The organism is Lentibacillus sediminis (genome assembly GCF_002763455.1).
Classification (GTDB): Bacteria; Bacillota; Bacilli; order Bacillales; family Amphibacillaceae; genus Lentibacillus_D; species Lentibacillus_D sediminis_A.
The window spans coordinates 46742-54902 of the sequence record NZ_NIXK01000015.1 but is presented as its reverse complement, the minus strand read 5'-3'; the positions used below and the strand labels follow the sequence as shown (position 1 = coordinate 54902).

The 8161-nt window shown below is 48.0% G+C and carries 10 protein-coding genes; 7 read left to right on the top strand and 3 right to left on the bottom strand.

Annotation, left to right across the window (positions count from 1 at the left end; genetic code table 11):
• Positions 1–259: 259 nt before the first annotated feature.
• From CEG13_RS17770 to CEG13_RS18620, 4 genes are all read left to right on the top strand, one after another.
• Positions 260–1489: a DNA polymerase IV gene (locus tag CEG13_RS17770; protein WP_100013233.1), complete on the top strand. Its 1230-nt coding sequence runs from the start codon at positions 260–262 to the stop codon at positions 1487–1489.
• Between the two features lie 18 nt (positions 1490–1507).
• Complete coding sequence (locus tag CEG13_RS17765) at positions 1508–1858, top strand: YolD-like family protein (protein ID WP_100013232.1); 351 nt, start codon at positions 1508–1510, stop codon at positions 1856–1858.
• A gap of 372 nt (positions 1859–2230) precedes the next feature.
• Positions 2231–3766 (top strand): sodium-dependent transporter, encoded by a 1536-nt coding sequence (locus CEG13_RS17760; RefSeq protein ID WP_100013231.1) that lies wholly within the window; start codon positions 2231–2233, stop codon positions 3764–3766.
• Positions 3767–3868 (top strand): methionine/alanine import family NSS transporter small subunit, encoded by a 102-nt coding sequence (locus tag CEG13_RS18620; protein WP_143469696.1) that lies wholly within the window; start codon positions 3767–3769, stop codon positions 3866–3868. It abuts the gene before it with no gap.
• 312 nt (positions 3869–4180) lie between these two features.
• Here CEG13_RS18620 and CEG13_RS17755 read toward each other — a convergent pair whose 3' ends face one another.
• Together CEG13_RS17755 and CEG13_RS17750 are read right to left on the bottom strand one after the other, a co-directional pair.
• Complete coding sequence (locus CEG13_RS17755) at positions 4181–5107, bottom strand: M23 family metallopeptidase (RefSeq protein WP_100013240.1); 927 nt, start codon at positions 5105–5107, stop codon at positions 4181–4183.
• 80 nt (positions 5108–5187) lie between these two features.
• Positions 5188–5733, bottom strand: a complete 546-nt coding sequence (locus CEG13_RS17750; RefSeq protein WP_100013230.1) for a YhcN/YlaJ family sporulation lipoprotein — start codon at positions 5731–5733, stop codon at positions 5188–5190.
• A 187-nt stretch (positions 5734–5920) separates the two neighbouring features.
• Here CEG13_RS17750 and CEG13_RS17745 point away from each other — a divergent pair, with 187 nt between their 5' ends.
• Entirely contained in the window at positions 5921–6193 is a 273-nt protein-coding gene (locus tag CEG13_RS17745) for a YutD family protein (RefSeq protein ID WP_100013239.1), read from the top strand.
• 45 nt (positions 6194–6238) lie between these two features.
• Here CEG13_RS17745 and CEG13_RS17740 read toward each other — a convergent pair whose 3' ends face one another.
• Positions 6239–6502, bottom strand: coding sequence for a hypothetical protein (locus tag CEG13_RS17740; protein WP_100013238.1), 264 nt, complete (start codon positions 6500–6502; stop codon positions 6239–6241).
• 387 nt (positions 6503–6889) lie between these two features.
• Between CEG13_RS17740 and CEG13_RS17735 the strand changes: the two genes are divergently transcribed.
• The gene (locus tag CEG13_RS17735; protein ID WP_100013229.1) at positions 6890–7327 is read left to right on the top strand and encodes a DUF86 domain-containing protein; all 438 of its coding nucleotides are present in this window, start codon (positions 6890–6892) and stop codon (positions 7325–7327) included.
• Between the two features lie 39 nt (positions 7328–7366).
• Entirely contained in the window at positions 7367–8155 is a 789-nt protein-coding gene (locus CEG13_RS17730; RefSeq protein ID WP_100013228.1) for a TIGR01457 family HAD-type hydrolase, read from the top strand.
• Positions 8156–8161 lie beyond the last annotated feature (6 nt).

Sequence of the window (8161 nt, the reverse complement as noted above, 5' to 3'; positions counted from 1 at the left end):
TGAAGGTCCAAAAAGATGGATAGAACGCTTCTCAAGATCAAAAGAGAGCGGCTGAAGGTCCAAAAAGATGAATAGAGCGGTTCTCAAGATCAAAAGTAAACGACTGGATGCTAGAAAAGACGTATAGCCCGCCGCCTCCAACCACCAGACACCCTTTTCGATAATTTCCAGCATCTGAAATAATTACCATTGAATAAGGAACGTATATTCGCATATAATAATAATAACAAACACCAGTTCCTATGTGGAGGGGTTTTTTATGAAAAAGGTCATCTTTCTTGTGGATATGCTTTCTTTTTATGCTTCAGTAGAAAAAGCGGAGCATCCGGAGCTGCAAGATAAGCCGTTGGTGGTTTCCGGTGATCCGGAAAGAAGGAGCGGGATTATTCTGGCGGCCTGCCCGTTGGCCAAAAAGGCTGGGGTAGAGACGGCGGAGGCTTTGTGGCAGGCAAAAGCCAAATGTCCGGGAGCGGTGATCGTGCGCCCGCGCATGGAACATTATATTAAGGTCTCTGCTCAAATTACGACCATCCTGGAGCAGTTTACCGACCTTGTCGAGGTCTACTCGATTGATGAGCAGTTTATGGACATCACAGGGAGCCAAAGCCTTTTCGGTAATCCGCACACAATTGCCAAACAGGTGCAAGAGGCGATCATGGAGGATACCGGGGTGTACGCCAGGGTGGGAATCGCCCCAAACAAGATTCTGGCCAAAATCGCTTGCGATAATTTTGCCAAGAAAAATGCTGCAGGGATTTTTGAGCTGAATGAAACCAATATGAAAGAGAAAATGTGGGCTTTGCCGGTTGGGAAACTGCATGGGGTGGGGAGCCGGATGGAGCGGCATCTGCAGCGGATGGGGATTGAGGATATTGGGCAGCTGGCCAATTTTCCGCTGGGCATCCTGCGCAAGCGCTGGGGGGTAAATGGCGAGCTGCTGTGGCAGAGCGCGAATGGGGCGGACCCATCCCCGGTCAGCCCGGACACCCATACCCAGCAAAAAGCGGTGGGTCATCACATGACGCTGCCGCGCGACTATCAGACGTTTGAAGAAGTTAAGGTCATATTGCTCGAACTGAGTGAGGAAGTGGCCCGGCGGACGCGGGCAGAAAAGAGCAGGGGAAATACCGTGTCTGTCGGCATCCGGGGTGCGGATCTTGCGTTTCCGACCGGATTTCATCGGCAAATGAAGCTGCATACCGCAACGAATTTCGGCATGGATATTTACCATGCTGCTGTGAAACTGTTTTGCACCTACTGGGATGGAACACCGGTCCGAAGCGTAGGTGTTACCCTGTCCCAGCTGCAGCCGGATAACCCGCAGCAGCTGAATCTATTCGATTTTTCCCTGAAAAAGGAGCGGCTCAGCCAGGCGATGGATGAGATCCATAAGAGATACGGCCCTGCGGCATTGGTTCGGGCGGCCTCTCTAAGTGCGGCCGGGCAGGCTTACATTCGGGCAGAAAAAATTGGCGGCCACTATAAATAGAAAGGAAGGGATGGACGCATGAAGCCAAATAAACTGACCCCCGGGCATAATATGCGCTGGGAAGCAAGCCGGATGATGCTGCCGGAACATAAGGAGGTGATCCGCCGGCAGCGCCAGGAATTAAACAAAAAGACAAAGCCCATATTGGATGAACAGGAGCTCGACCGGCTGGCGGGTCTCCTTCATGACGCTCTCGAATATGACATCGCGGTGAAAATCGAGATCTTCCACCCATACGAGAACCGCTGGCTGACCGGGCAAGTGGAGAAAATAGCACCAGGCCAGAAGCAGATGCAAATTATCACTGAAAACTCACTCCAGTGGATTACGATGGATGATATTCTGGAAGTGCTGCTGCAGGAGAAGTAACCTGATCGGCTGCCGTTCTTCTTCCGCGTGGGGCAGGCCATAGACTGCCTCTACGTGGCACACCGAGCAGGAATAACCGGAAACAATCCGATAAATGCCTTGATAAAACTTTACAAGTGAAGATATTTCAAAGCAGAGTCTCCAGCAGCAAATTACCCGTCCCGCGCAATATCTGACATGAAACAATTAAACCAGACTAACCCACTCAACATTAACAGAAAAAATTTTTTTATAATAATACACAAAATACTTTGACATAGTTTAATAGTACCGGTATAATACAATCAATATATATCAGAAAAATTTAACATCAGGGGCAGCCTTGTTCAGTAAAACTGGACAAGGGGAAAATCAAATGGGGAGGTCTTATTCATGAACACTCGGTCACAATGGGGGACAAGAGCAGGGTTTATTTTGGCTGCATCAGGCTCGGCAATCGGGCTCGGGAACATTTGGCGATTTCCATCGGTAGCTTATGAAAGCGGCGGGGGAGCATTTTTTATTCCATACTTATTCGCGCTGCTGACAGCGGGGATTCCGATCTTGATTATGGAGTTCACGCTTGGCCAGAAGTATCGCGGATCCGCACCACTGACGTTTAGGCGGATGAACAAGAAAACGGAATGGATCGGCTGGTGGGCTGTATTGGTGGCATTTGTCATCTCCACCTATTATTCGGTTATTATTGCATGGGCCATCATGTTTTCCTTTTTCTCGTTTAACCAGAACTGGGGCGCGGATACAGAAGCCTTCATGTTTGGGGAATTTCTGCAAACGGTGGATGCCGGGCAATTTGGCGGGTTTGTTCCAAGTGTACTTATTCCATTAATTTTTGTATGGGCCATTGTATTTGGGATTTTGTTTGCAGGTGTGCGCAAAGGGATTGAAATTGCCAACCGGATTTTTATCCCGGCACTCGTTCTGGTATTTTTGCTGATTGTCATCCGGGCGGTCACACTGCCGGGAGCAATGGAGGGGCTAAATGCGTTTTTCCAGCCGGACTTCAGTGCGATCACCTCACCGGATGTGTGGATCGCAGCCTATGGGCAAATTTTCTTTAGCTTGTCGATCGCCTTTGCGATTATGATTACGTATTCAAGTTATTTGCCGAAAAAGACCGACATTACGAACAATGCTTTTATTGTTGGATTTGGAAACTCCAGTTTTGAACTGCTGTGCGGGATTGGGGTCTTTGCCGCACTTGGTTTTATGGCGATGCAGTCCGGAACAGACGTTGACAGTGTTGTAGAGGGCGGTGTGGCGCTGGCCTTCGTGGTCTTCCCGCAGATTATCAATGAGCTTCCGGCACTGAACGGGCTGTTTGGCTTTTTGTTCTTCTTCTCACTGGTGCTTGCGGGGCTGTCCTCCCTGATTTCCATTACGGAAACATACGTAGCGGGGTTGCAGGATAAATTTAATATTTCCCGTAAGAGAGCGGTACTGTTCGGCGCAGGAGCTGCTTCCGTGATTTCTCTGATTTTTGCTACGCGCGGCGGATTGAATTTCCTGGATGCCGTCGATTACTTCATTAACCAGTTTGGGGTAGCGCTGCTTGGTCTGGTCGAAGTGATTCTGGTTGTCTGGGTCGTTCGCCATCTTAAGGATTTGCAGACACATGCCAATGGAATTTCTGACATTCGTCTTGGTTCCTGGTGGCCGATCAGCCTTGGAGCCATCACGCCAATTGTGCTTGGCTACATGATGTATGGCCTGTTCACGCAGAACTTGCTGCAGCAATTTGATACCCCGACCGGCAACTATGGAGGGTATCCGGATCTGTTTATCCTTGTCTGCGGATGGGTCGTCGTTGCCGGGGTGATCCTTGGTGGCATCGCATTGTCGCTGGCTCCATGGAAAAATCCGGCCGAAGTGAAGAAACAGGACGCTGAAAAAAGGGAGGCTAAATAAATGACCGGCGGTGCAATTACAGTCATGATTATTGGCATGGTGATCATCTGGGGCGGTCTGGCCGCCAGTATCACCAATGCTGTGAAAAAAGCCAAGAAATAACAGGAGAGCCTTTACCGTCGGTGGTAAAGGCTCTTTTCAACAAGGGCACACAGGCCAGCTCCAGCGCTAAAGCTGTGTGGACTTCCTTCACCTCCGTACGATAAGTCAACATCGACTCACTACGTTCGTCGTGTCTCCTTTATCTCCTACGTAGGAATGATCAGCTAAATTCGCCGCTTTGCGCGGCAACGCTGATCCACCTGGCATGGCCAGGCGCAGCCCATACGTCGCTACGACGCACAGGACGTGCTAGTACAGGCGTTGCCACAGGACGTGGCGTTCTTAGCCTGTAAGGGCGCTTCCGCTTTTGAATTAATTTTTAATCATCCGTTCCCATTTCTGTAAATATGGATATGGATCAAAGGAAAACTCGCTGGTTCCATTGTATTTATACATTCCGTAATGCAGATGGGGCGGAAATTTTCCCGAGGTGCCGGGCGGGCCGTAGCCGGTGGAGCCGACACTGCCGAGCACATCGCCAGGCTGAACGACCTGTCCGAGTTCAATATCATCACTGTAGCCATTTAGATGAGCGTAGTAGTGATAAATATTGTAAATGTCGCGGATACCGATTCTCCATCCACCGTATAAATTCCAGCCCATCATTTCAATCACGCCATACGTGGTAGATTTAACCGGGGTTCCATAGTCGGCAAAAATATCGGACCCCTCATGAATCCGCAGGCCGCCGAAACCACGCCTGTCCCCCCAATTATTGTTGTACGTGTAATTATACTCTGTCGCAACAGGGAAATCCCTGTCCGTCAGGTTGATCTTCTGGAACTTCGCAAACACCCTGGATGTATTCATGATCGTTTTCACGGTAAGATCGCTTTTATAATGATTCCATAAGGCAATCTTGATATCATCCCGGTTGGGGCTCCCATATTCCAGGATCATATTCCCCATCGTATACAAGACATCTTCCGGGTCATCGGGATCTGCCAGACCGTCGCCATTGCCGTCTTTTCCTTTCCCGTCAAACATAGCTATAATCCGTGCATCCAACACATCGGAGGAATTGCCAATCCCAAACCAGCTATCGGAATCGATATCAATTGAGATCACCTGCTCTTCTTCATCACTGGGCTGGATGTTCCGCTCATAATTATCAATTGCCGCAAAGTAATACCATGGAATCTGCGTCAGCGCCTCGGTCTTTTTAAACAAAGCCATCCGCTGATCATAAATGTCTTCCTCCTCTTCGGCATGCACATAACCCAAATCAGAAAGAAGCATCACAAGCGCCAGGACGGCTATGATGGAAATATATCTAAAAAGCAAAGTGTTTCACCTCCTCAAAAACGGCTGATTCGTGGTTATTCCGCTGGCTGATTCATCTGCTTAATGATCTGATCAATCGTGTTATCATAATTCCGGTTGTCAGTACGAGAATTATGCAGGCTTTGGATGTCTTCCATCAGTGACGCGTTATCAGAGACATGAATGTTGTAATACCTTGGTACGACAGACATAGCGGTTTTACTGGCGATATCGGCAGCATTTTCCGTATCAAGCTCGCCATTTCGTTCATACGCGATTAGTACTTCCTGGTCGGTAACAAGGGTGGCCACTTCCTCAAATCCTTCATTACGCAAAATGGTTCTGGTGATCATTTGCGCGACCTCCGTGCGGTCCATGGTCATAGCATGATCTTCCTGAGTATTATTCACTTCATCCCGGGAAAAACGGACATAACCGAGCTGTTCATTCAATTCTTCATTCGCCGGCTGTTCCATCTCATTGTTCGGATTCAATTTTTCATTAATGCCGATTCCCTGCTCCCCGGCATTATTGTCACCACCACACCCACTGATAAGCAAGAGACCGCTCAGCCCGATTGCTGTAAAAAGTTTCGTCTTCATGATTTTCCTCCTGTTGGTAAATTTAACTTGATTAATGAATGCATCTGCTGATAAATATGTTTTCTTTAGTTTGGCGAGAGGGAGAAATTTCATGCAGGTAATTATTTCTGCATATCTGTTTTTAGTTTTTTGTGGATTTATTTTTTCTGTGGTAAACTATAGTCAATGCTCGGGGGAGGGAATATCGTTGATTGAATTGCACGGCAAAAGATACGAAGTGGTGGAAGATGTGAAAAATGGGTTTTCCGAAAAAGCGCTGCAGGAGCGTTATTCCGATATTCTCTCCAAGTACGACTACATCGTCGGAGATTGGGGTTACGATCAGCTTCGTCTTAAAGGATTTTATCATGACCACCAGTTCAAGGCGGCGATGGACGCACGGATCGGTACCTTAGATGATTATCTTTTTGAACACTGCAATTTTGGCTGTGCCTATTTTGTTATAAAGAAAATGGCCTAGCGTGATGTATATAGGAAAGGGAGGGAGCAGTTCCGTGATGAGGAACTACTCCTTTTTTTCTGAACCGTCATGAAGCGGGTGGGCGCCCGGTGTCTTTCTTGGCAGGTCATCATGCTGCTCTTTATCCGGATAGACAAAGGCACTCCCGCGGTGCTGACCTTCCAGCCATGGCCCGGATTTTCCTTCTGTTGGCTTTTCTTTGTCAATAGTAGAACCAAGTGGCCCCTCCGGAAATTCTTCTGGAACCAGCTCTTCATTCAAGCTCCTCACATTGGAAAAATTGGAAAATGATTTGTTCTTTTTTGGCATTTTCATCGCTCCCTTTCCTTCCTATTTTTTGCCGTTCTAAAAAGGATATGAGCAGTAATTTTTGCTAAGTGCGGTTTTCGAGCTGGCCGTATAAGCGCTGGAAATGCATGAGAGAGCTTTCTCACGTGCAAAAGAGGCAGTATGCGCCCTGGAAATGCATGAGAGAGTTGTTCTCACGTGCAAAACAGACAGTCTGAGAGCCCGAAATGTTGTAGAGAGGGCTTCTCAACGACAAAAGAGGGTAAACGAATGCCTGAAATGTTGTAGAGAAGCATCCTCAATGACAAAAGGGGCAGGATGAAATGTCGGACACTCTCTAAACGCATTTGCTGCCTCAAATCTTCCGGCGTGTGATAAGATAGGGGAGATGGATCGGAGGGTAAAAAGATGTATTTTGTAGACAGGAAAAAAATAGAAGAAACGCTTCAATACATAGAACGAATAATGGAAGAACTCAGCAGCCAGAACTTCACTTCCGCTACGGAAAAATGGGCATTGGAGCGGATGGTGCACGGCCTGATTGAAGGGATGCTGGATGTCGGCAACATGATGATCGACGGTTTTATTATGCGCGACCCAGGAAGCTATGCAGATATTATTGATATTTTAATCGATGAAAAAGTGCTGCCGCAGGAGGAAGAAACAGGCTACAAAGCGTTAATCGCTTTAAGGAAAATGTTGGTGACCAGCTATACAGCGGTGGATCATGAGGAACTGCTGGAGGTTATCCGGAAAAATCAGACGGCTTTTACACAGTTCAGCAGCCATATCAGGAAATATTTGGATAATGAGCTTGGTGTGGCCCATGCGTTTTCCAATGAATAATGAACCAGGCTTCATCGTAAGAAGAAAGGAAGACATCTATTGAAATCATATAAAGGCTATTTAATCGATCTGGATGGCACGATGTATCGCGGTACCGATCCAGTCGACGGTGCCGCGTCATTTGTGGAATGGCTGCGTGCTGAACAAATCCCGTATCTTTTTGTGACCAACAACTCATCCACCACACCGGAAAAAGTGGCGGACAAACTGACTCAGATGGGAATCCATGCGACTCGTGAGCAAGTGCTGACTACCAGCCAGGCAACAGCGGGATATATCCGAAGTCAGAAAGCGGACGCCAGCTGTTATGTAATAGGCGAAGAAGGACTGCTGACGGCACTGGAAAGAGAAGGTCTTACTATCACCGAGGAGGAAATAAGCGATTTTGTTGTTGTTGGCATTGACCGGCAGGTGACTTATGAAAAATTTGCCCGGGCCTGCCTGGCAGTCCGAAACGGTGCACGGTTTATTTCAACGAATGGCGACGTGGCAATCCCGACGGAACGCGGCCTGCTGCCGGGGAACGGCTCGCTTACTTCGGTAGTTTCTGTCAACACCGGTGTGGAGCCGCTGTTTATCGGAAAGCCGGAAGCCGTGATTATGGAAGAAGCTCTGAAGAAGCTCGGTTTAAACAAGGAAGAAGTTTTAATGGTCGGAGATAATTATGATACCGATATTCTAGCAGGGATTCACGCCGGGATGGACACCTTGATGGTCTTCACCGGGGTCACTCCCTATGAGGCACTCGAGCAGGTGGAAAAACAGCCCACTTATTATGTACAGCACTTAAGTGAATGGATAGAAAAAATGCAGGAATCGCGCGGGTGAGCTCAC